The sequence below is a fragment of the Serratia marcescens genome, from assembly GCF_006715005.1.
In the GTDB taxonomy this organism is placed as follows: Bacteria; Pseudomonadota; Gammaproteobacteria; order Enterobacterales; family Enterobacteriaceae; genus Serratia; species Serratia montpellierensis.
The window spans coordinates 4,284,269-4,306,910 of record NZ_VFMJ01000001.1; the positions used below are offsets into that span (position 1 = coordinate 4,284,269).

The following is a 22,642-nucleotide window of genomic DNA, read 5'->3' on the forward strand; positions in this document are numbered from 1 at the left end:
CCGCACAAAGTCGCAACACGGAGAAAAGAATACTTAATCATTTATTACAGGCTTATGTTAATTCAGTGGAAGCGTTCACCTGCCCTGGGTGCGACGCAGTATAAATCTGTATCATCCGGGTGGCATGCTCTGCAAGCCTTGATTTGTCAGGGTTGAGCGCTGAATCGAATCACAAAAAATTCGCGTAACTATTTCAAACGGCATAATTGGTTGTTATTAAAAACATAATTTTTCATACAATGAAGTACATAACCGCGTCGACGATGTTTTTTTGAACGCAATTGAAATGCGTTATTTTTCGCCCATTCTGCATATTTAGTCCGCATCAAATGTTTATATTTTGTTACTCAAAAGTCAAATAAATGAGAATTAGCCGAGTGACATACCCCTCTATAAATGCAGAGCTACTTTATATTTCGATTAAAAAGTGAACGATATCGCAGGCTGAATACCCTCGGGTATCTCCCGACCTTTCATCAGGAATTAAAGGTTAATAAAACGTTATTTCACGATATGCCGTCCATCGTTATATCGCGTTAATACCAACTTCGAATATTAATAGCGAAAAATAATCCAAAAAGATTTATAGCGCGAAATAACGCAGGCCTTTCCACCGATTTATTTGGCACGAGGCAAATAACTTCACCTTTGTTTATTCTTTTTTGTTCTTTAGATAAGTGTTTTTGGCTAAAAAAGCGGGTTTATGATGATTTAAACGCCAAAGAGATAGATACGCCCTGCAAATGCGACAGAACTATTACAAATCAATATCTTTGTTGCGTGATCTGCCGCGCAAAAAAGAAACAAAGAATCGTAGCAAACTATACTTAACCTTCAGTTGACATATTATTAACAACTTCAAGGAGAAAAGCTATGAGCCAACTGCATAAACACGCTATTCCTTCTGCAATTGCAGAGCACGCCCTGATTAATCCGGCACAATACCAACAGTATTATCAACAGTCGGTTCAAGACCCAGAGGCTTTCTGGGGTGAGCATGGCAAAATCCTGGACTGGATCAAACCCTATACCAAAGTTAAAAACACGTCGTTCGATCCCGGCCACGTCAGCATTCGTTGGTTTGAAGACGGCACGCTGAACCTGTCTGCCAACTGTTTGGACCGCCATCTGGCTGAGCGCGGCGACCAGACCGCCATTATCTGGGAAGGCGATGACCCGACCCAATCCAAGAACGTGACTTACAAACAGCTGCACCATGACGTCTGCCAGTTCGCCAACGTGCTGAAAAAGCTCGGCGTGAAAAAAGGCGACGTGGTGGCTATCTATATGCCAATGGTGCCGGAAGCGGCGGTCGCAATGCTGGCCTGCGCGCGTATCGGCGCCGTACATTCGGTGATCTTCGGCGGCTTCTCACCGGAAGCGGTCGCCGGACGCATTATCGACTCCAACGCCAAGCTGGTGATTACCGCCGATGAAGGCCTGCGCGCCGGCCGCGCCGTGCCGCTGAAAAAGAACGTCGATGATGCGCTGAAAAATCCCGGCGTAGTCAGCGTGGCTAACGTGGTGGTGTTCCAACGCACCGGGAAACCGGGCTACTGGCAGGAAGGGCGCGATCTGTGGTGGCATGAGCTGACCCAGGGCGTCTCCGCCGACTGCCCGCCGGCAGAAGTGAACGCCGAAGATCCGCTGTTTATCCTGTATACCTCCGGTTCGACCGGCAAGCCGAAAGGCGTGCTGCACACCACCGGCGGCTACCTGGTCTACGCCGCGATGACCTTTAAGTATGTGTTCGACTACCACGACGGCGATATTTATTGGTGCACCGCCGACGTGGGCTGGGTCACCGGCCACAGCTATCTGCTGTACGGCCCGCTGGCCTGCGGCGCCACCACGCTGATGTTCGAAGGCGTGCCTAACTATCCGGGCGTCAATCGCCTGTCGCAGGTGATCGACAAGCACCAGGTCAACATTCTGTACACCGCACCGACCGCCATTCGCGCTCTGATGGCCGAAGGCGACAAGGCGATCGAGGGCACCCGACGCGATTCGCTGCGCATCATGGGCTCGGTCGGCGAGCCGATCAACCCAGAAGCCTGGGAGTGGTATTACAACAAGATAGGCAACGCGAAGTGCCCGATCGTCGATACCTGGTGGCAAACCGAAACCGGCGGCTTCATGATTACCCCGCTGCCGGGCGCCACCGAGCTGAAAGCCGGTTCCGCCACGCGACCTTTCTTCGGCGTACAGCCGGCATTGGTCGATAACGTCGGCACGCCACAGGAAGGCGCCTGCGAAGGCAACCTGGTGATCGTCGACTCCTGGCCGGGGCAGGCGCGTACCCTGTTCGGCGATCATGACCGCTTCGAGCAAACCTACTTCTCGACCTTCAAAGGCATGTACTTCAGCGGTGACGGCGCCCGCCGCGACGAAGACGGTTACTACTGGATCACCGGCCGCGTCGATGACGTGCTGAACGTCTCCGGCCACCGTCTGGGCACCGCCGAGATCGAGTCTGCGCTGGTATCGCACCCGAAAATCGCCGAAGCGGCGGTGGTCGGCATTCCTCACAACATCAAAGGCCAGGCGATCTACGCCTACATCACGCTGAACCACGGCGAAGAACCGACGCCGGAGCTCTATACCGAAGTGCGCAACTGGGTGCGCAAAGAGATAGGGCCGATCGCCACGCCGGACGTGCTGCACTGGACAGATTCGCTGCCCAAAACGCGCTCCGGCAAGATCATGCGGCGTATCCTGCGCAAAATTGCCGCCGGCGACACCAGCAACCTGGGGGATACCTCCACGCTGGCGGATCCGGCCGTAGTCGACAAGCTGTTGGAAGAAAAACAATCAATGAAAGTGCCGTCATAATTTACGCCGCTTCAGGTCGCTCATTCGGATAACGTGCCGTTGAGCGGCCCTGGCGCGGCGTACTCTCTCAATACCGACTGGAGACACTCTGATGAATGACACCATTTATCAAGGGATTGAAGAAAACCCGCGCTTTAAAGAGCTGGTGAGAAAACGCGGCCGGTTCGCCTGGCTGCTTTCACTGATTACGCTGGCGCTGTACGTCGGCTTTATTCTATTGATCGCCTTCGATCCGCAATGGCTTGGCACGCCGATCGCCGCAGGATCAACCATCACCCGCGGGATCCCGGTCGGCGTCGGGCTGATCGTGATCTCTTTCGTCTTGACCGGGATCTACGTGTTTCGCGCCAACGGCGAGTTCGATCGTCTCACCGCAGAAATTCTGCGTGAGGTGAAACAATGAAGCGCTTATTGTCCGCCGCCGCGCTGCTGTTGCTGCCAGGCCTGGCCTGGGCCGACGCCATTGGTGGCGAAGTGCAGCGTCAGCCGCTGAACATCCAGGCGATCGTGATGTTTATCCTGTTTGTCGGCGCCACCCTGTACATCACCTACTGGGCTTCCAAACGCACCCGTTCCCGTCAGGACTACTACACCGCGGGCGGGCGCATCACCGGCCTGCAAAACGGGCTGGCGATCGCCGGTGACTTCATGTCTGCGGCCTCGTTCCTCGGTATCTCCGCCCTGGTCTACACCTCGGGCTATGACGGCCTGATCTACTCTATCGGCTTCCTCATTGGCTGGCCGATCATTCTGTTCCTGATCGCGGAGCGCTTGCGCAACCTCGGCCGTTATACCTTTGCCGATGTCGCCTCTTACCGTCTGCAGCAGAAACCGATTCGTACCCTGTCGGCCTGCGGCTCGTTGGTGGTGGTGGCGCTGTATTTGATCGCGCAGATGGTCGGTGCCGGCAAGCTAATCCAGCTGCTGTTCGGACTCAACTACCATGTGGCGGTGATCCTGGTCGGCATCCTGATGGTGCTGTACGTGCTGTTCGGCGGCATGCTGGCCACCACCTGGGTGCAGATCATCAAAGCAGTGCTGCTGCTGGCAGGGGCCAGCTTTATGGCGCTGATGGTGATGAAGTCGGTCAACTTCGACTTCAATACCCTGTTCGCCGAAGCGGTGAAGGTGCACCCGAAAGGCATCGCCATCATGAGCCCCGGTGGTCTGGTCTCCGATCCGATTTCCGCGTTGTCGCTCGGCCTGGCGCTGATGTTCGGCACCGCCGGTCTGCCGCACATCCTGATGCGCTTCTTTACCGTCAGTGACGCCAAAGAAGCACGCAAGAGCGTGTTCTACGCCACCGGTTTTATCGGTTACTTCTATATTCTGACCTTTATCATCGGCTTCGGCGCCATCTTGTTGGTCAGCGCCAATCCGGCGTTCAAAGACGCCACCGGCGCGCTACTGGGCGGCACCAATATGGCGGCGGTGCATCTGGCCAATGCCGTTGGCGGCAACTTCTTCCTCGGCTTTATCTCGGCGGTGGCCTTCGCCACCATTCTGGCGGTCGTTGCAGGCCTGACGCTGGCCGGTGCCTCGGCGGTTTCCCACGATCTGTACGCCAGCGTGATGAAAAACGGCAAGGCGACCGAGCGCGACGAGCTGAAGGTCTCCAAGATCACCGTCGTGGTATTGGGCCTGGTCGCTATTGCTCTGGGGATTTTGTTCGAGAAGCAGAATATCGCCTTTATGGTCGGGTTGGCGTTCTCTATCGCCGCCAGCTGTAACTTCCCTATCATCATCCTGTCGATGTACTGGTCGCGTTTGACGACCCGCGGCGCGATGATTGGCGGCTGGCTGGGTCTGTTAACGGCGGTGATTCTGATGATCCTCGGCCCAACGATCTGGGTACAGATCCTCGGCCATGAAAAACCGATTTACCCGTATGAATATCCAGCGCTGTTCTCAATGATCGTGGCCTTTGTCGGCACCTGGTTGTTCTCGATCACCGACAGCTCGCTGGCCGGGCAGCAGGAGCGGGAACGCTTCCGGGCCCAGTTTGTCCGTTCGCAAACCGGGCTGGGCATCTCTCAGGGCAGCTCGCATTAACCGAATAATAAGTGAAAAAAAGCAAACACACCCTAATCAAAGGCCCTTCGGGGCCTTTTCTCTGGCTGTTTATCGGAGAGAAGCAGGGAAAAGCAGCGCAGCCTAGCTGCGCTTTTTTGCGTTTTACGCACAGCAAAAAGCCCTGAACGTCAGTTCAGGGCTTTCGGCTTTATTTGATGCCTGGCAGTGTCCTACTCTCGCATGGGGAGACCCCACACTACCATCGGCGCTACGGCGTTTCACTTCTGAGTTCGGCATGGGGTCAGGTGGGACCACCGCGCTATTGCCGCCAGGCAAATTCTGTTTCATTCCAACCGCGCCACTCTCGTGCCGCCATCAGAACCAATCTCGGAACTTCGCTGAAAATCTCTCTAAAAACACCTTCGGTGTTGTAAGGTTAAGCCTCACGGATCATTAGTACTGGTTAGCTCAATGCATCGCTGCACTTACACACCCAGCCTATCAACGTCTTAGTCTTAAACGTTCCTTCAGGGGCCTTAAAGGCCCAGGGAAGACTCATCTTGAGGCAAGTTTCGCGCTTAGATGCTTTCAGCGCTTATCTTTTCCGCACTTAGCTACCGGGCAATGCCATTGGCATGACAACCCGAACACCAGTGGTGCGTTCACTCCGGTCCTCTCGTACTAGGAGCAACCCCTCTCAATCTTCCAACGCCCACGGCAGATAGGGACCGAACTGTCTCACGACGTTCTAAACCCAGCTCGCGTACCACTTTAAATGGCGAACAGCCATACCCTTGGGACCTACTTCAGCCCCAGGATGTGATGAGCCGACATCGAGGTGCCAAACACCGCCGTCGATATGAACTCTTGGGCGGTATCAGCCTGTTATCCCCGGAGTACCTTTTATCCGTTGAGCGATGGCCCTTCCATTCAGAACCACCGGATCACTAAGACCTACTTTCGTACCTGCTCGAGCCGTCACTCTCGCAGTCAAGCTAGCTTATGCCTTTGCACTAACCTCACGATGTCCGACCGTGATTAGCTAACCTTCGTGCTCCTCCGTTACTCTTTGGGAGGAGACCGCCCCAGTCAAACTACCCACCAGACACTGTCCTCACCCCAGATTATGGGGCCGAGTTAGAACATCAAACATTAAAGGGTGGTATTTCAAGGATGGCTCCACGCAGACTGGCGTCCACGCTTCAAAGCCTCCCACCTATCCTACACATCAAGGCTCAATGTTCAGTGTCAAGCTATAGTAAAGGTTCACGGGGTCTTTCCGTCTTGCCGCGGGTACACTGCATCTTCACAGCGAGTTCAATTTCACTGAGTCTCGGGTGGAGACAGCCTGGCCATCATTACGCCATTCGTGCAGGTCGGAACTTACCCGACAAGGAATTTCGCTACCTTAGGACCGTTATAGTTACGGCCGCCGTTTACTGGGGCTTCGATCAAGAGCTTCGCCTTGCGGCTGACCCCATCAATTAACCTTCCAGCACCGGGCAGGCGTCACACCGTATACGTCCACTTTCGTGTTTGCACAGTGCTGTGTTTTTATTAAACAGTTGCAGCCAGCTGGTATCTTCGACTGGCTTCAGCTCCATCCGCGAAGGACTTCACCTACATGCCAGCGTGCCTTCTCCCGAAGTTACGGCACCATTTTGCCTAGTTCCTTCACCCGAGTTCTCTCAAGCGCCTTGGTATTCTCTACCTGACCACCTGTGTCGGTTTGGGGTACGATTTAATGTTACCTAGAGCTTAGAGGCTTTTCCTGGAAGCAGGGCATCAACTACTTCTGCACCGTAGTGCATCGTCATCACGCCTCAGGGTTAGTATGTAACCGGATTTACCAGGTCACACCCCCTACACGCTTAAACCGGGACAACCGTCGCCCGGCTAGCCTAGCCTTCTCCGTCCCCCCTTCGCAGTAACACCAAGTACAGGAATATTAACCTGTTTCCCATCGACTACGCTTTTCAGCCTCGCCTTAGGGGTCGACTCACCCTGCCCCGATTAACGTTGGACAGGAACCCTTGGTCTTCCGGCGAGCGGGCTTTTCACCCGCTTTATCGTTACTTATGTCAGCATTCGCACTTCTGATACCTCCAGCAACCCTCACAGGCCACCTTCAACGGCTTACAGAACGCTCCCCTACCCAACAACGCCTAAGCGTCGCTGCCGCAGCTTCGGTGCATGGTTTAGCCCCGTTACATCTTCCGCGCAGGCCGACTCGACCAGTGAGCTATTACGCTTTCTTTAAATGATGGCTGCTTCTAAGCCAACATCCTGGCTGTCTATGCCTTCCCACATCGTTTCCCACTTAACCATGACTTTGGGACCTTAGCTGGCGGTCTGGGTTGTTTCCCTCTTCACGACGGACGTTAGCACCCGCCGTGTGTCTCCCGTGATAACATTCTTCGGTATTCGGAGTTTGCATCGGTTTGGTAAGCCGGGATGGCCCCCTAGCCGAAACAGTGCTCTACCCCCGAAGATGAGTTCACGAGGCGCTACCTAAATAGCTTTCGGGGAGAACCAGCTATCTCCCGGTTTGATTGGCCTTTCACCCCCAGCCACAAGTCATCCGCTAATTTTTCAACATTAGTCGGTTCGGTCCTCCAGTTAGTGTTACCCAACCTTCAACCTGCCCATGGCTAGATCACCGGGTTTCGGGTCTATACCTTGCAACTATTCGCCCAGTTAAGACTCGGTTTCCCTACGGCTCCCCTATACGGTTAACCTTGCTACAAAATATAAGTCGCTGACCCATTATACAAAAGGTACGCAGTCACACCACGAAGGTGCTCCCACTGCTTGTACGTACACGGTTTCAGGTTCTATTTCACTCCCCTCGCCGGGGTTCTTTTCGCCTTTCCCTCACGGTACTGGTTCACTATCGGTCAGTCAGGAGTATTTAGCCTTGGAGGATGGTCCCCCCATATTCAGACAGGATGTCACGTGTCCCGCCCTACTCATCGAACTCACGACCTGTGTATTTTAGTGTACGGGGCTATCACCCTTTACTGCGCGACTTTCCAGACGCTTCCACTAACACACAAGCCGATTCAGGTTCTGGGCTCCTCCCCGTTCGCTCGCCGCTACTGGGGGAATCTCGGTTGATTTCTTTTCCTCGGGGTACTTAGATGTTTCAGTTCCCCCGGTTCGCCTCATGCCACTATGTATTCATGACATGATAGTGTGTCGAAACACACTGGGTTTCCCCATTCGGGTATCGCCGGTTGTAACGGTTCATATCACCTTACCGACGCTTTTCGCAGATTAGCACGCCCTTCATCGCCTCTGACTGCCTAGGCATCCACCGTGTACGCTTAGTCACTTAACCTCACAACCCGAAGATGTTTCCATCGTTCGTGCTGCAAACATTTGAGAGACTCTATGACAGGTTACTCTTTATCCCAGTACTTCTACGGAGGGATAAATTTCAGCCGTCATGTTTCAATTTTCAGCTTGTTCCAGATTGTTAAAGAGCAATATCTTAAACATGACTCGCAAGTCATCTTTAAGATTTTTTCGGTCTGTCGTGACCGGTGATAATGTCTTTCACTCATTATCGGAATGGCGTCCCCAAGGGGATTCGAACCCCTGTTACAGCCGTGAAAGGGCAGTGTCCTAGGCCTCTAGACGATGGGGACCCGAAATTTGCTTATCGAATCACCGATTCGATAATTTCGGGTAAAGGTGAGATTTTTCGTGAAAAATCGAGCGCCATTGTCGTTTGTCACTGCACTGGACAGTCACAAATCTCCCGGCACTTACCTATACCACAAGGTTTTGTTTGCTCATTACTTTTTCATCAGACAATCTGTGTGAGCACGCCACTCGAACTAATATCTTTAGGTAAGGAGGTGATCCAACCGCAGGTTCCCCTACGGTTACCTTGTTACGACTTCACCCCAGTCATGAATCACAAAGTGGTAAGCGCCCTCCCGAAGGTTAAGCTACCTACTTCTTTTGCAACCCACTCCCATGGTGTGACGGGCGGTGTGTACAAGGCCCGGGAACGTATTCACCGTAGCATTCTGATCTACGATTACTAGCGATTCCGACTTCATGGAGTCGAGTTGCAGACTCCAATCCGGACTACGACATACTTTATGAGGTCCGCTTGCTCTCGCGAGGTCGCTTCTCTTTGTATATGCCATTGTAGCACGTGTGTAGCCCTACTCGTAAGGGCCATGATGACTTGACGTCATCCCCACCTTCCTCCAGTTTATCACTGGCAGTCTCCTTTGAGTTCCCGGCCGAACCGCTGGCAACAAAGGATAAGGGTTGCGCTCGTTGCGGGACTTAACCCAACATTTCACAACACGAGCTGACGACAGCCATGCAGCACCTGTCTCAGAGTTCCCGAAGGCACCAATCCATCTCTGGAAAGTTCTCTGGATGTCAAGAGTAGGTAAGGTTCTTCGCGTTGCATCGAATTAAACCACATGCTCCACCGCTTGTGCGGGCCCCCGTCAATTCATTTGAGTTTTAACCTTGCGGCCGTACTCCCCAGGCGGTCGATTTAACGCGTTAGCTCCGGAAGCCACGCCTCAAGGGCACAACCTCCAAATCGACATCGTTTACAGCGTGGACTACCAGGGTATCTAATCCTGTTTGCTCCCCACGCTTTCGCACCTGAGCGTCAGTCTTCGTCCAGGGGGCCGCCTTCGCCACCGGTATTCCTCCAGATCTCTACGCATTTCACCGCTACACCTGGAATTCTACCCCCCTCTACGAGACTCTAGCTTGCCAGTTTCAAATGCAGTTCCCAGGTTGAGCCCGGGGATTTCACATCTGACTTAACAAACCGCCTGCGTGCGCTTTACGCCCAGTAATTCCGATTAACGCTTGCACCCTCCGTATTACCGCGGCTGCTGGCACGGAGTTAGCCGGTGCTTCTTCTGCGAGTAACGTCAATTGATGAACGTATTAAGTTCACCACCTTCCTCCTCGCTGAAAGTGCTTTACAACCCGAAGGCCTTCTTCACACACGCGGCATGGCTGCATCAGGCTTGCGCCCATTGTGCAATATTCCCCACTGCTGCCTCCCGTAGGAGTCTGGACCGTGTCTCAGTTCCAGTGTGGCTGGTCATCCTCTCAGACCAGCTAGGGATCGTCGCCTAGGTGAGCCATTACCCCACCTACTAGCTAATCCCATCTGGGCACATCTGATGGCAAGAGGCCCGAAGGTCCCCCTCTTTGGTCTTGCGACGTTATGCGGTATTAGCTACCGTTTCCAGTAGTTATCCCCCTCCATCAGGCAGTTTCCCAGACATTACTCACCCGTCCGCCGCTCGTCACCCAGAGAGCAAGCTCTCCTGTGCTACCGCTCGACTTGCATGTGTTAAGCCTGCCGCCAGCGTTCAATCTGAGCCATGATCAAACTCTTCAATTAAAAGCTTGATTTGCTTCCACTCGAGAAGCGATGCTCAAAGATTTACTGCATGAATTTTACTTCAGTTAGTCACTCTTCAAGACTTGATATTTTTTTGCATCCGAAGATGCTGGATATCGTCTTGTGGAGTGCCCACACAGATTGTCTGATAAATTGTTAAAGAGCAGTGAGTTAGGCGCTTTCGCTTGCTAACTCGAGGTGGCGTATATTACGCTTTCCTCTTTCAGAGTCAACCCTAATTTTCAGGATTTTTTCTCTGCGACCCCCGGATACTCTGTGAAGTTGTTCACATGTTCCGTGTCGATGGAGGCGCATTATAGGGAGTTCCTCGCAGGCCGCAACAGGTATTTTCAGCAAAAACGATCGTTCGCTGCATTCCACAGCAAAACCCCGCCTTATACCCACTTGCGCACAGTGTTATCCACAGATGTGATTTGCACGGAAAATTTACGAGCGCCACGCAAACGTTTTCGCTACAATTCCCCGCGACGAAACGATCCCCCTTTTTATGGGGGCGCTACCTGAATATGTGCCTGACCCTCCCTTTATAAGGCAAAAAACCCTTCCTTATAGAGAGAACGAGGTGGACATTCACGTAACGCTCTTTAATTGCGACTCAAAGCCAAGGGATAAAACCATGCAACAACCTCGTCCAATCCGCCGGGCCCTGCTCAGCGTGTCTGACAAAGCCGGTATCGTTGAATTCGCCGAAGCGCTTTCCCAGCGCGGAGTTGAACTGCTCTCCACCGGCGGTACCGCCCGCCTGCTGGCAGACGCCGGTCTGCCCGTTACCGAAGTTTCCGACTACACCGGCTTCCCAGAGATGATGGACGGACGAGTAAAGACCCTGCACCCGAAAGTCCACGGCGGCATTCTCGGCCGCCGCGGCCAGGACGACGCGGTCATGAATCAGCATGACATCCAGCCGATCGACATGGTGGTCGTCAATCTGTACCCGTTCGCCCAAACCGTAGCGCGCCCGGATTGCTCGCTGGAAGACGCGGTCGAGAATATCGATATCGGCGGCCCAACCATGGTGCGCTCCGCCGCCAAGAACCATAAAGACGTCGCCATCGTGGTGAAGAGCAGCGACTACGCCGCCATCATTACCGAGATGGACAACAACGACGGCTCGCTGCGCTATGCCACCCGCTTCGATCTCGCCATCAAAGCCTTCGAACACACCGCCGCCTACGACAGCATGATCGCCAACTACTTCGGCGCGCTGGTGCCGGCGTACCACGGCGAGACCGAACAGCCTTCCGGCCGCTTCCCGCGTACCCTGAACCTCAACTACATCAAGAAGCAGGATATGCGCTACGGTGAGAACAGCCACCAGCAGGCCGCCTTCTATATAGAAGAAGAGGTAAAGGAAGCGTCCGTCGCAACCGCCGAGCAGCTGCAGGGCAAAGCGCTGTCTTATAACAACATCGCCGATACCGACGCCGCGCTGGAATGCGTGAAAGAGTTCGCCGAACCGGCCTGCGTGATCGTCAAGCACGCCAACCCTTGCGGCGTGGCGATCGGCGACGACATTCTGACCGCCTACGAGCGCGCTTACCAAACCGACCCGACCTCCGCCTTCGGCGGCATCATCGCCTTTAACCGCGAGCTGGACGCCGCCACCGCGCAGGCGATCATCAGCCGCCAGTTCGTGGAAGTGATCATCGCGCCAAACGTCACCCAGGAAGCGCGCTCCCTGCTGGCCGCCAAACAGAACGTGCGCGTGCTGGCCTGCGGCCAGTGGCAGCAACGCGTGGCGGGGCTGGACTTCAAGCGCGTCAACGGCGGGCTGCTGGTGCAGGATCGCGATCTGGGTATGGTGACCGCCGGCGATCTGCGCGTGGTATCCGAGCGCCAGCCGACCGAGCAGGAACTGCGTGACGCACTGTTCTGCTGGAAAGTGGCCAAGTTCGTGAAATCCAACGCCATCGTTTATGCACGTGACAATATGACCATCGGCATAGGCGCCGGCCAGATGAGCCGCGTTTACTCCGCCAAGATCGCCGGTATCAAAGCGAGCGACGAAGGGCTGGAGGTGAAAGGATCCGCCATGGCCTCCGACGCCTTCTTCCCGTTCCGCGACGGCATCGATGCCGCAGCGGCAGTCGGCATCACCTGCGTGATCCAGCCGGGCGGCTCGATCCGCGACGACGAAGTGATCGCCGCCGCCAACGAACACGGCATCGCGATGATCTTCACCGACATGCGTCACTTCCGCCATTAATTCCTTTGCCGCGTGCGCTCCGGCGCACGCCATTCGTGGAGCCCCTGATGAACATTTTGATTATCGGCAACGGCGGGCGCGAGCACGCGCTGGCCTGGAAAGCCGCCCAGTCTCCGCTGGCGGACAAAGTCTACGTTGCGCCGGGCAATGCCGGCACCGCGCTGGAAGCCAATCTGGAAAACGTGGCGATCGCCGCCACCGACATCCCTGCCCTGGTCGCTTTCGCCCAGAGCCATGACATCGGTCTGACCATCGTCGGGCCGGAAGCGCCGCTGGTGATCGGCGTAGTCGACGCCTTCCAGGCCGCCGGTCTGAAAATCTTCGGCCCGTCACAGGCCGCCGCGCAGCTCGAAGGCTCCAAAGCCTTCACCAAGGATTTCCTGGCGCGCCACCGCATCCCAACCGCCGAATATGAAAACTTCACCGAGGTGGAGCCGGCGCTGGCCTATGTGCGCCGCAAAGGCGCACCGATCGTCATCAAGGCCGATGGCCTCGCGGCCGGTAAAGGCGTGATCGTCGCGATGACGCTGCAGGAAGCGGAAGAAGCCGTGCGTGACATGCTGGCCGGCAACGCCTTCGGTGACGCCGGTCATCGCATCGTGGTGGAAGAGTTCCTCGACGGCGAAGAAGCCAGCTTCATCGTGATGGTCGATGGCGAGAACGTGGTGCCGATGGCTACCAGCCAGGACCACAAGCGCGTAGGCGACGGCGACACCGGCCCGAACACCGGTGGTATGGGGGCCTACTCCCCGGCACCGGTCGTGACCGACGAGATCCACCGGCGCGCCATGGACCAGGTGATCTGGCCGACGGTGCGCGGCATGGCAGCGGAAGGCAATACCTACGTCGGCTTCCTGTATGCCGGCCTGATGATCTCCGCCGACGGCCAGCCGAAGGTGATCGAATTCAACTGCCGTTTTGGCGATCCGGAAACTCAGCCGATCATGCTGCGTCTGCGCTCCGATCTGGTGGAACTGTGCCTGGCGGGTGCCGAAGGCCGCCTGAACGAGAAAAGCTCTGACTGGGACGAACGCCCTGCGCTCGGCGTGGTGCTGGCGGCCGGCGGTTATCCGGGCGACTATCGCAACGGCGAGGTTATCCAGGGGTTACCGCAGCAGGAAAGCGCCGACGGTAAGGTCTTCCATGCCGGCACACGCCTGCAGGACAATGACGTCGTCACCAGCGGCGGCCGCGTGCTGTGCGTAACCGCGCTGGGCGACACCGTGGCGCAGGCGCAGCAACGTGCCTACCAGCTGGCCGAAGGCATTGAGTGGCCGGGCAGCTTCTGCCGCAAAGATATCGGTTATCGCGCGATTGCGCGCGGCAAGTGATTTGACCGTATAAGGTCATGACGAGAGGCTCCGCTGCGCGGGGCCTTTTTTATAGCTGGTCTTCTTTCGGTTCCCAGCTGCAGAAGTCGTCGTTCGCCACCAGCAGCAGTTCGCTGCCTTCGGGCGCTTCCAGCCAGGCGACGCTCACCGGCCGGCTGCTGCTGCGGGCACGCTTCTCGATCCAGACGATGGAGGCGGCATCCAGCCCCGGTTTCATGCGTTGGCCGTCGCAGGTTTGCACCTCGCCCTGCATCCAACGCCCCTGCAGCAATTTCACCTTGCCGGCGCGCAGCGCATTGCTCACTTCGAGGATCCGCCGCGCCTGATATTGGTACAGGGCGATTTCATCGCGAGTCAGCGGTTCGCGGCGTGTCGCCAGCTGGCGCTGCATAAAGCTCACCGTGCCGTCGTCGGCAAAGCGCAGTTGAATAGAGTCGCGATCGCCGTCGGCGTCGTTACGTTTGATTTGGCGCAGCACGTCGCCCTGATAGGTGTACAACGTGGTGATGGTACCCGGACCGCGGTAAGGGCTGTAGACGCTGACCAACACCTGCGGACGATGTTGCTCATCGTCTTTACGCCACAGGCGTATCACGCCCTGATCGGCCACGAAGCCGCTGGCGGTAAAGCTGGGAATATCGGAATGGGAACTGCAAGCGCTCAGGCCGACGGCGATGCCAACGACCATGAGCGCCCGACGAGTAAACAAAAGGGGCGCCATCGCCCCTCTGTTTAATCTTTTCACCGAGGCGCGGTCTTATTTAACAGCGTCTTTCAGTGCTTTGCCAGAAACGAACGCAGGCACGTTGGCTGCTGCGATTTTGATTTCTTTGCCAGTCTGCGGGTTGCGGCCAGTGCGCTCGCTACGATGGTTTACTTTGAAAGTACCGAAGCCAACCAATTGTACTGCATCACCTTCTTTCAGAGACTCAGTAATAGCAGCCAGGGTAGATTCCAGAGCCAGTTTAGCTTGTGCTTTGGAAAGGTCAGCCTTGTCCGCGATTACATCAATCAGTTGAGTCTTGTTCATAAGTTATCCTTACAGTGTGTTTATCGTTTGCAAAGCATCGAGTGCGACGGATATGCCGATTGACAGCACTCTCCTGCATACACGCACCGATAGCCACTTTTTTTACGCCCCCCAAATGTAGACCAGACAGGGTGCGGATGTGAAGCCTTAAGGCATGACAAATCAGGCGTTAAATCACGTTTTGTTGCCTTATTGCGCTAAATTTATCCCGATGTTGCTGACACCCGCCTCTCGCAGGTCGGATCGCAGCCCCTTGATCAGGTCTATATCGCGCTCTTCACAGGCATCCAACAGGCGGAAAATTTCCCATTGAATGTCCCATTCTTCCTCTACCGCAGGCAAACTTTCCAACTCTTCGTCGGTCATTTCCTTACCGGCTTGGGTCATTTCCAACATCGCCACGGTGCGAATCGATGTTTCGCTGATGGCGATGGCGTGCTCCAGCGTCTCCCCGCCGAGCCGCGAATGGATCAGTTCCCCTAATGCGATACAGGCATCAATTGCCGGGTAAACGCCGTAAAGATCGTAATCTTCCGCCGACGGAATCGCCTCTTCCAACTTCTCGAGCTGGCTGTCGAAGTTGACCTTGGCATCCTTCACCACCAGCGTTTCCCACACCAAATCCAGAATGCGGCGATAAACCGCCGGATCGCCGAACTCGGTCTGTTTGCAGAACATCTGGTAATTCGGGTACATACGCTCGCACAAACTGGCCATAAAGGTCAAATGTTGCCAGGCCTCGAGCCGTTCCAGACGTAAATGAATCGGGTTACGTAGCATGCTTTACTCTCTTACGCGTTATCTGCGGCGCAGTGTACCCGAAATCGCTCATGGCGACACCTCCGGATGCTGCTACAACCACCGCTGAAACGCCGGACGACGCGATGCGATGGCGTCGGCCCAGCGGGTCGGCTCCGGCAAACGGTAGCCCGCCATACAGCGCTGCACCCACGCCAGCGCGCTGTCGGCGCCCACGCGATGCCCGGTAGAGATGAACAGCGGGTTGCAACGCGCCTTGCTGCGCCACACCCAGCCCAGCTGTTCACCTTTATCTTCCAACGGCGCCAGCGCGCCGACGGCGGCGTCCAGCGGCGCAAATTTGCCGCACAGGCGCTTCTTGGCCACGCCGATGGTCGGCACATCGACCAGCAGACCGAAATGGCTGGCGACGCCGAGACGCCGCGGATGCGAAATGCCATGCCCATCGACGAAGATCAGCCCCGGTTTCTGCTGCAGCTGCCCCCAGGCGGCCAACAGCGCCGGGTATTCGCGAAACGACAGGAAGCCCGGGATGTAGGGCATGACGGTGGCGATGCGTGCCACCTGATACTCCACCAGCTCCAGCGACGGATAGCGCAGGATGGCGATGGCGGCGCGCGTCACCGCCCCCTCTTGCTCGAAGCCCACGTCGGCGCCGGCGATGAAGGCCGGCGGTTCGGCCGGCAGATCGTCGTAGCGAATGATTTCAGCCGCGCGCCGCAGCTGTTCGGCGCGCAGGGCCGCCATATCGGTCACATCGGATCCTTAACGGTGGTATTTCGCCGAGTGCGCGTGTACCGCCTCGACGAAGGCGCCGGCGTGCTCCGGCGGCACATCCTGGTGGATGCCGTGGCCCAGGTTGAACACATGGCCGTTGCCGTGGCCGAAACCGGCCAGAATGGTCTCCACTTCTTCCGCGATGCGCGCCGGGGAGGCATACAGCATCGACGGATCCATATTGCCCTGCAGCGCCACTTTGTCGCCCACGCGCCGACGCGCGTCGGCGATGTCGGTGGTCCAATCCAGCCCCAGCGCATCGCAGCCGGTGGCGGCCATCGCCTCCAGCCACTGCCCGCCGCCTTTGGTGAACAGCGTCACCGGCACGCGGCGGCCGTCGTTTTCACGCAGCAGACCATCGACGATCTTGTGCATGTAGTGCAAAGAGAACTCGCGGTAATCGCGCCCGGTCAGCACGCCGCCCCAGGTGTCGAACACCATCACCGACTGCGCGCCGGCCTTGATTTGGGCGTTGAGGTACAGGATCACGCTGTCCGCCAGCTTGTCCAGCAACAGGTGCAGCGTGGCCGGTTCGGCATACATCATCTTCTTCAGCTTGGTGAAGGCCTTGCTGCTGCCGCCTTCGACCATATAAGTCGCCAGCGTCCATGGGCTGCCGGAGAAGCCGATCAGCGGCACTTCGCCCTTCAGCTCGCGGCGAATGGTGCGCACCGCATTCATCACATAGCCCAACTCCACTTCCGGATCGAACACCGGCAGCTTGTCGACGTCGGCGCGGCAGGTGACGGGGGAGCTGAAACGCGGGCCTTCGCCGGCTTCAAAGTACAGGCCGAGCCCCATGGCGTCGGGAATGGTGAGAATGTCGGAGAACAGGATGGCGGCGTCCAGCGCATAGCGGCGCAGCGGTTGCAGCGTGACCTCGCAGGCCAGCTCCGCGTTCTTGCACAGCGACATGAAATCACCGGCCTGGGCACGGGTCGCCTTGTACTCCGGTAAATAACGACCGGCTTGGCGCATCATCCATACGGGGGTGACATCCACCGGCTGGCGCAACAGCGCGCGCAGGTAGCGATCGTTCTTCAACTCAGTCATTTATGGGGCTCCCTTAATAATCTGCCGGCCATTGTACATTATTCTGCCCGGCACAGCGCCACGGTGTCCTCAATCAACCGGCGCGCCACGGTGCCGGGCGGCGGCAACAGCGGCAGTTGGTCATAGCGGTACCAGCCGGCGTTGAGCAGCTCCTTGGGGTCGTGACGAAGGTCACCCTGATGGTAATCGGCCATAAAGGCCATCATCAGCGAGTGCGGGAACGGCCAGGGTTGTGAGGTGACGTAACGCAGGTTCTTGATTTCGATATTGCTCTCTTCCATCACTTCACGCGCTACCGCCTGTTCCAGCGTTTCGCCTACTTCGACGAAGCCGGCCAGCACCGTGTGAATGCCACCGCGATGGCGCACGTGTTGCGCCAGCAGGATCTGATCGTCGCGCCGAATGGCGACGATCACGCAGGGCGCAATCTGCGGGTAATACCGTTCTTTGCAGTGGCCGCACAGGCAGGCGCTTTCGGAGCGGCTGAGGTGCATTTCATGGCCGCAATAACCACAGTAGCGATGAGAGCGGTAGAAATCCGCCAACTGAACGCCGCGCCCGGCAAGCTGGAACAGACCGCGATCCTGATCCAACAGCTGACGCACCGATCCCATCTCCCGCGGCATCGCCTGGCGCACCAGCCAAACCGGCGCCCCCTCCCATTCACCGATGGTGCGCGCCATGTGGCCCTGTAGCCCGAGGGCGGCGGCCGTCCCCGACGGCAATTCACCGTTCGGTAACCAAAGTTTGCTTTCATGGCTGACGATCCACCAGCCGTTTTCATTGCCCGTTAATGCAAGTTCCATATCGTTGTTGCACAACCTCAGCTTCACTGGCACTCTACAAATCGGCTTTGTTACATTTTAATAACTTACCGGTTACTTTTGTTACTTACACGGAGTCAAACATGCTCAACCGTTTGGAAAGGCTGACTCAGCGCGTTGGCGGTAGTAATGAATTAGTTGATCAATGGCTTCAAGCCCGCAAGCAGTTGCTGGTCGCCTACTGCACGCTGGTAGGCCTCAAACCGAATAAAGAAAAGCATACGCCGCTGAATGAAAAAGCGCTGGAGAACTTTTGCCACAACCTGGTGGATTACCTCTCCGCAGGGCATTTTCATATCTATGACAGAATTATCAAACAAGTGGAAGGCGCAGCCAGTCCGAAAATGTCGCTGGCGGTGAACATCTACCCCAAGCTGTGGGCCAATACCGAACAGATCATGGCGTTCCACGATCGCTATACCGAAGTGGATATCGATCAGGAGGTTTGTCTGGAATTCCACCAGGCCTTGTCGGATATCGGCGAAACGCTGGCGGCGCGCTTTGCGCTGGAAGATAAGCTGATCCAGTTGGAAGCGGAAGCCGCACAGCAACCGCTGCCGGACCAGGCGCTGGATCCGGCGCGTTAAAATTTTATAGTTTTTTTTCTTATCCCTCCTATACTGGGGGGCATCTTGTCGGAGTGCCTAGCGCCTGATTTGTTCATCGAATCAGCCAGGCTGAGACCGTTAATTCGGGATCCGCGGAACCTGATCGGGTTAATACCCGCGAAGGGAACAAGAGTAATCTATCGCCACAGGCACGGCCTTCCCCTTGCGGGTGCCCTGCCTTATCGGCCACCATCATTACTCCCTCCGAGCTCCAGACAAGCAACTTTCCCAATCCAACACACTGGTAGGAACTTGCTATGTCTAATGTTAATCCACCGCGCGCCCGTAAAGCGCAACGCGAAGCCGCTCAGCAGTTTATCGACACCCTGCAAGGCATGGCTTTCCCGAACTCACGTCGCATCTATCTCCAGGGCTCGCGCAGCGATATCCAGGTGCCGATGCGCGAAATTCAGCTCAGCCCGACCCTGCTCGGCGGCAGCAAAGACCACCCACAGTATGAACCCAACGAGGCGATCCCGGTGTATGACACCGCCGGCCCCTACGGCGATCCGCAGGCCAAGCTCGACGTGCACGCCGGCCTGGCCAAGCTGCGCGCAGGCTGGATCGACGCGCGCGGCGATACCACCACCCTAAGCGGCGCCAGCTCCGGCTTCACCCAACAGCGGCTGGCGGACGAGGGGCTGGATCACCTGCGCTTCGAGCATCTGCCGCTGCCGCGCAAAGCGCTGCCGGGCCAGCGCGTGACCCAGCTGCACTACGCCCGCGCCGGTATCGTCACCCCAGAGATGGAGTTCATCGCCATCCGTGAAAATATGGGGCGCGAACGCATTCGCGGCGAGGTGCTGCGCCACCAGCATCCGGGCCAGGGCTGGGGCGCCAACCTGCCGGACAACATCACGCCGGAGTTCGTGCGTCAGGAAGTGGCCGCCGGCCGCGCCATCATTCCCGCCAACATCAACCATCCGGAGGCGGAGCCGATGATCATCGGCCGCAATTTCCTGGTGAAGGTGAACGCCAATATCGGCAACTCGGCGGTCACGTCGTCGATCGAAGAAGAGGTGGAGAAGCTGGTGTGGTCCACCCGCTGGGGCGCGGACACCGTGATGGATCTATCCACCGGCCGCTATATTCACGAAACCCGCGAGTGGATCCTGCGCAACAGCCCGGTGCCCATCGGCACCGTGCCGATCTACCAGGCGCTGGAGAAGGTCAACGGCGTGGCGGAAAACCTCACCTGGGAGATGTTCCGCGATACGCTGCTGGAACAGGCGGAGCAAGGGGTCGACTACTTCACCATCCACGCCGGCGTGCTGCTGCGCTACGTGCCGATGACCGCCAAACGCCTGACCGGCATCGTGTCACGCGGTGGCTCGATCATGGCCAAATGGTGTCTGTCGCACCATCAGGAAAACTTCCTCTATCAGCATTTCCGTGAAATCTGCGAGATCTGCGCCGCCTACGACGTTTCGCTGTCGCTCGGCGACGGCCTGCGCCCCGGCTCGATTCAGGACGCCAACGACGAAGCCCAGTTCGCCGAACTGCATACGCTGGGCGAGCTGACCAAAATTGCCTGGGAATACGACGTGCAGGTGATGATCGAAGGCCCGGGCCACGTGCCGATGCAGATGATCCGCCGCAACATGACCGAAGAGCTGGAACACTGCCACGAAGCGCCGTTCTACACTCTCGGCCCGCTGACCACCGATATCGCACCGGGCTATGACCATTTCACCTCCGGCATCGGCGCGGCAATGATCGGCTGGTTCGGCTGCGCCATGCTGTGTTACGTCACGCCGAAAGAGCACCTCGGCCTGCCGAACAAAGAGGACGTCAAGCAGGGCCTGATCACCTACAAGATCGCCGCTCACGCCGCCGATCTGGCCAAGGGCCATCCGGGCGCGCAGATCCGCGATAACGCCATGTCCAAGGCACGTTTCGAATTCCGCTGGGAAGATCAGTTCAATCTGGCGCTCGATCCGGCCACCGCGCGCGCCTATCACGACGAAACCCTGCCGCAGGAATCCGGCAAGGTCGCCCACTTCTGCTCGATGTGCGGGCCGAAATTCTGCTCGATGAAGATTTCGCAGGAGGTGCGCGACTACGCCGCCGCCCAGGAGGCCGCCAAACCGATAGAAGTGCAGCTGACCGGCATGGAGAAAATGTCCGCCGAGTTCCGCGCCCGCGGCAGCGAGCTGTATCACAGCGCCGGCGCCGGCACCCTGCAAGAGGAGACAAGCAATGACTGATATCACGACCCCCTTCCCGGCTACGCCCCACAAGCTGGGGCTTTACCCGGTCGTCGACAGCGTGGAATGGATCGCTCGCCTGCTGGAGGCCGGCGTCACCACGATCCAGCTGCGCATCAAGGATCTGCCTGACGAGCAGGTCGAAGAGGATATCGCTGCCGCCATCGCGCTGGGCCAGCGCTATCAGGCACGGCTGTTCATCAACGACTACTGGCGGCTGGCGATCAAGCACGGCGCCTACGGCGTGCATCTGGGCCAGGAAGATCTCGATACCACCGATCTGGCGGCCATTCACCGCGCCGGGCTGCGGCTGGGCGTGTCCACCCATGACGACGCCGAGCTGGCGCGCGCGCTGGCGGTGAAACCGTCCTACATCGCGCTGGGGCACATCTTCCCCACCCAGACCAAAGACATGCCTTCTGCGCCGCAGGGGCTGACGGAGTTGAAACGCCACATCGCCGATTTGGCGGATTACCCGACGGTGGCGATCGGCGGGATCAGTATCGATCGCGTACCGGCGGTGCTGGCGTGCGGCGTCGGCAGCGTGGCGGTGGTCAGCGCCATCACCCAAGCGCCGGATTGGCGCGCGGCGACGGCCGAGCTGCTGCGGCTGATCGAAGGCGAGGAGCCGAGCGATGCTTAACGATCAGGAATTCCTGCGCTACAGCCGCCAGCTGCTGCTGGAGGACGTCGGCCCGGAAGGCCAGGAGAGGCTCAAGCGCGCCACGGTGCTGATCGTCGGTTTAGGCGGGCTCGGCTCCCCGGCTTCACTGTATCTGGCCGCCGCCGGCGTCGGCACGCTGCTGCTGGCCGACGACGACCAGCTGCACGTCACCAACCTGCAGCGGCAAATCCTCTACCGTAGCGCCGATACCGCCAGCGGTAAGGCGGCGCTGGCGCAACGCCACCTGCAGGCGCTGAACCCGTTGGTGGAATCCATCCCGCTGGCGCAGCGGCTGCAGGGGCAAGCGCTGCGCGACGCGGTCGCCCGCGCCGATCTGGTGCTGGACTGCTGCGACAATATGGCGACCCGCCATGAGGTCAATGCCGCCTGCATCGCCGCCGCCAAGCCGCTGATCAGCGGCAGCGCGGTCGGTTTCAGCGGCCAGCTGCTGGTGCTCGAGCCGCCCTATGCGCACGGCTGCTACGCCTGCCTGTACCCGGATCAGGAAGAGCCGCAGCGCAACTGCCGCACCGCCGGGGTGCTCGGCCCGGTGGTCGGCGTGATCGGCACCCTGCAAGCGCTGGAAGCCATCAAAATGCTGGCCGGCATGCCTTCCTCCCTTAGCGGTAAGCTGCGGCTGTTCGACGGCAAGCAGCAAAGCTGGAGCACGCTGCAACTGAGCCAGGCCCGTGCCTGCCCGGTATGCGGAGGCACGGCATGAAAATCCGTTTAAACGATCAACCGCTGGAGCTGGCGCAGCCGCTTAGCGTCGCCGCCCTGCTAACCCAGCTGGAGCGCCACCAGCCGGGCACCGCGCTGGCGATCAACCAAATCATCATCCCGCGCGCCGACTGGGCCGACCATCAGGTGCAGGACGGCGATGACATCCTGCTGTTTCAAGCGATCGCCGGAGGCTGAC

Annotated in this window: 16 protein-coding genes, 1 tRNA gene, 3 rRNA genes and 1 riboswitch; of the genes, 10 read left to right on the top strand and 10 right to left on the bottom strand. The window is 57.7% G+C overall.

Going from position 1 to position 22,642, the window contains the following annotated elements:
- Nucleotides 1-873 precede the first annotated feature (873 nt).
- The 3 genes from acs (at nt 874) to actP (ending at nt 4,884) form a co-directional block, all read left to right on the top strand.
- Complete coding sequence (gene acs / locus FHU12_RS20845; protein ID WP_141971582.1) at nt 874-2,832, top strand: acetate--CoA ligase; 1,959 nt, start codon at nt 874-876, stop codon at nt 2,830-2,832.
- Nucleotides 2,833-2,923: 91 nt separating this feature from the next.
- Nucleotides 2,924-3,235, top strand: coding sequence for a DUF485 domain-containing protein (locus FHU12_RS20850; protein WP_004930047.1), 312 nt, complete (start codon nt 2,924-2,926; stop codon nt 3,233-3,235).
- A complete protein-coding gene (actP, locus tag FHU12_RS20855) occupies nt 3,232-4,884 on the top strand; it encodes a cation/acetate symporter ActP (RefSeq protein ID WP_060433926.1) in 1,653 nt (550 codons plus the stop codon). The genes FHU12_RS20850 and actP overlap by 4 nt, the downstream gene beginning before the upstream one ends.
- 178 nt (nt 4,885-5,062) lie before the next feature.
- Here actP and rrf read toward each other — a convergent pair.
- From rrf to FHU12_RS20875, 4 genes are all read right to left on the bottom strand, one after another.
- Nucleotides 5,063-5,178 (bottom strand): 5S ribosomal RNA (gene rrf / locus FHU12_RS20860).
- Between the two features lie 99 nt (nt 5,179-5,277).
- Nucleotides 5,278-8,185, bottom strand: a 23S ribosomal RNA gene (locus tag FHU12_RS20865).
- A gap of 234 nt (nt 8,186-8,419) precedes the next feature.
- Nucleotides 8,420-8,495 (bottom strand) — tRNA-Glu (locus FHU12_RS20870).
- Between the two features lie 206 nt (nt 8,496-8,701).
- Nucleotides 8,702-10,243, bottom strand: a 16S ribosomal RNA gene (locus tag FHU12_RS20875).
- Together the 16S, 23S and 5S rRNA genes with 1 tRNA gene alongside form the textbook arrangement of a ribosomal RNA operon.
- A gap of 637 nt (nt 10,244-10,880) precedes the next feature.
- Here FHU12_RS20875 and purH point away from each other — a divergent pair.
- Together purH and purD are read left to right on the top strand one after the other, a co-directional pair.
- Nucleotides 10,881-12,470: a bifunctional phosphoribosylaminoimidazolecarboxamide formyltransferase/IMP cyclohydrolase gene (gene purH / locus FHU12_RS20880; protein ID WP_141971584.1), complete on the top strand. Its 1,590-nt coding sequence runs from the start codon at nt 10,881-10,883 to the stop codon at nt 12,468-12,470.
- A gap of 47 nt (nt 12,471-12,517) precedes the next feature.
- The gene (gene purD / locus FHU12_RS20885) at nt 12,518-13,801 is read left to right on the top strand and encodes a phosphoribosylamine--glycine ligase (RefSeq protein ID WP_141971586.1); all 1,284 of its coding nucleotides are present in this window, start codon (nt 12,518-12,520) and stop codon (nt 13,799-13,801) included.
- Between the two features lie 49 nt (nt 13,802-13,850).
- Here purD and FHU12_RS20890 read toward each other — a convergent pair whose 3' ends face one another.
- The 6 genes from FHU12_RS20890 to nudC form a co-directional block, all read right to left on the bottom strand.
- Nucleotides 13,851-14,522, bottom strand: a complete 672-nt coding sequence (locus FHU12_RS20890) for a DUF1481 domain-containing protein (RefSeq protein WP_141971588.1) — start codon at nt 14,520-14,522, stop codon at nt 13,851-13,853.
- A gap of 36 nt (nt 14,523-14,558) precedes the next feature.
- Complete coding sequence (gene hupA / locus FHU12_RS20895; RefSeq protein ID WP_004929874.1) at nt 14,559-14,831, bottom strand: nucleoid-associated protein HU-alpha; 273 nt, start codon at nt 14,829-14,831, stop codon at nt 14,559-14,561.
- Between the two features lie 189 nt (nt 14,832-15,020).
- Nucleotides 15,021-15,611 (bottom strand): YjaG family protein, encoded by a 591-nt coding sequence (locus tag FHU12_RS20900; RefSeq protein WP_025160203.1) that lies wholly within the window; start codon nt 15,609-15,611, stop codon nt 15,021-15,023.
- A 72-nt stretch (nt 15,612-15,683) separates the two neighbouring features.
- The gene (gene nfi, locus FHU12_RS20905; RefSeq protein ID WP_141971590.1) at nt 15,684-16,346 is read right to left on the bottom strand and encodes a deoxyribonuclease V; all 663 of its coding nucleotides are present in this window, start codon (nt 16,344-16,346) and stop codon (nt 15,684-15,686) included.
- 9 nt (nt 16,347-16,355) lie between these two features.
- Nucleotides 16,356-17,420 carry a uroporphyrinogen decarboxylase gene (gene hemE, locus FHU12_RS20910; protein WP_033636735.1) on the bottom strand — a complete coding sequence of 355 codons (1,065 nt, stop codon included), beginning with the start codon at nt 17,418-17,420 and terminating at the stop codon, nt 16,356-16,358.
- Nucleotides 17,421-17,458: 38 nt separating this feature from the next.
- Complete coding sequence (gene nudC / locus FHU12_RS20915) at nt 17,459-18,226, bottom strand: NAD(+) diphosphatase (protein WP_025304948.1); 768 nt, start codon at nt 18,224-18,226, stop codon at nt 17,459-17,461.
- Nucleotides 18,227-18,327: 101 nt separating this feature from the next.
- Here nudC and FHU12_RS20920 point away from each other — a divergent pair, with 101 nt between their 5' ends.
- The 5 genes from FHU12_RS20920 (at nt 18,328) to thiS (ending at nt 22,641) form a co-directional block, all read left to right on the top strand.
- Nucleotides 18,328-18,831, top strand: coding sequence for an Rsd/AlgQ family anti-sigma factor (locus FHU12_RS20920; protein ID WP_048232444.1), 504 nt, complete (start codon nt 18,328-18,330; stop codon nt 18,829-18,831).
- Nucleotides 18,832-18,870: 39 nt separating this feature from the next.
- Nucleotides 18,871-18,995: riboswitch (TPP riboswitch) on the top strand.
- Between the two features lie 114 nt (nt 18,996-19,109).
- A complete protein-coding gene (thiC, locus tag FHU12_RS20925; RefSeq protein ID WP_141971592.1) occupies nt 19,110-21,059 on the top strand; it encodes a phosphomethylpyrimidine synthase ThiC in 1,950 nt (649 codons plus the stop codon).
- Complete coding sequence (gene thiE, locus FHU12_RS20930) at nt 21,052-21,702, top strand: thiamine phosphate synthase (protein WP_141971594.1); 651 nt, start codon at nt 21,052-21,054, stop codon at nt 21,700-21,702. Before thiC ends, thiE begins: the two co-directional genes overlap by 8 nt.
- Nucleotides 21,695-22,444, top strand: coding sequence for a HesA/MoeB/ThiF family protein (locus FHU12_RS20935; protein WP_141971596.1), 750 nt, complete (start codon nt 21,695-21,697; stop codon nt 22,442-22,444). The genes thiE and FHU12_RS20935 overlap by 8 nt, the downstream gene beginning before the upstream one ends.
- On the top strand, nt 22,441-22,641 hold the full coding sequence (gene thiS, locus FHU12_RS20940) for a sulfur carrier protein ThiS (protein ID WP_141971597.1): 201 nt from the start codon (nt 22,441-22,443) through the stop codon (nt 22,639-22,641). The genes FHU12_RS20935 and thiS overlap by 4 nt, the downstream gene beginning before the upstream one ends.
- Nucleotide 22,642 lies beyond the last annotated feature (1 nt).